Here is a 1,143-nt window from a genome sequence, read left to right as displayed (position 1 = left end):
AAACTCAATTAACACTTCTTTTCTATCACCACCTACAACAAACACTGAAGGGTTCTGAGATAGCGGTTTAACAATAGATTCTGCATCCCCTACACTATTCCCGGAGTGCGAATGCCCTGAACCCTGCTGCGCCTTTTTCTTAGAGTGATAGAGTTCGTCAAGAACAAACATCTTGTACGCTTCTGACTGGTATAAAGCTTTCAGGTCCTTTGTAAAAACGAGCAAATGAGGCTCGTTAGTACGATTTTTAACAAGTACTCTGACCTTTGAACCAGAACTAATATTGACAGATTGCGGCCACACCCTACCAACAAGCACTTCAAGCTCGACGGTACGATCAGTCGCAGCCTGACCAAACAAGGGGTCTTTCCAGTATTCACCTAAAATATCTTCTGCCGTTACGCCGGCATTCGTAGTAAGGGTAAATAAAAGAAGCAAGGAAAGGAAAAGGTAGGGCATAATAAACTTTGGTAACATCTAAATGTTGTTCAACCTAAGCAACACAACATGGAACAAAACTACAAGTGACCTTCTTTATATGAAGTATACACCAAATGTACTAACAATTGCCGGCTCTGACTCTTCAGGCGGTGCAGGCATACAAGCAGATATCAAAACATTTACTGCCTTAAATGTCTATGGAGCATCAGTCATCACCAATGTCACAGCTCAAAACTCAAAGGGAGTTAAGGCCACCTATCCACTACCAGCGAAAGTTGTGAAGGATCAGCTACAAACAGTCATCAGCGACATAAACTTTAAAGCTATAAAGATAGGAATGCTGTATTCAAGTGAAATTATTAACGAGGTCGTAGAATGCCTTTCCAACAACACAAGTACACCTATAGTAATCGACCCAGTCCTTACTTCCAGTTCAGGCGTAATGCTTCTAGAAGAAGCCGCAAGAACAGCCCTGGTTGAGAACTTGTTTCCTTTGGCCACTCTAATAACACCCAACCTTATGGAAGCAAACTACCTGCTCCAATTTAAAGGAAAAGACACTGAAAATTTATGCACTCAGAATAAGGCCTTATTATTATCTGAGTTATTTGCATGTAGCGTTCTACTTAAAGGAGGTCATGTAAATGGCGAAATCGTTACCGACTACCTGCAGACCAATAAGGCAATGAATTCATTCTCGCA

2 protein-coding genes are annotated in these 1,143 nt (G+C 41.4%); one reads left to right on the top strand and one right to left on the bottom strand.

Annotated features, from left to right (window positions below):
* A partial coding sequence (locus A3763_RS25700; protein WP_156495339.1) for a hypothetical protein occupies positions 1-459 on the bottom strand: 459 nt, incomplete at its 3' end.
* Between the two features lie 79 nt (positions 460-538).
* Here A3763_RS25700 and thiD point away from each other — a divergent pair.
* Positions 539-1,143, top strand: a 605-nt coding sequence (gene thiD, locus A3763_RS25695; RefSeq protein ID WP_197483133.1) for a bifunctional hydroxymethylpyrimidine kinase/phosphomethylpyrimidine kinase, incomplete at its 3' end; no start/stop codon positions are given.

Source organism: Oleiphilus sp. HI0128 (assembly GCF_001635365.1).
The sequence above is the reverse complement of the archived record's forward strand: the minus strand, read 5'-3'. Positions and strand labels throughout refer to the sequence as shown.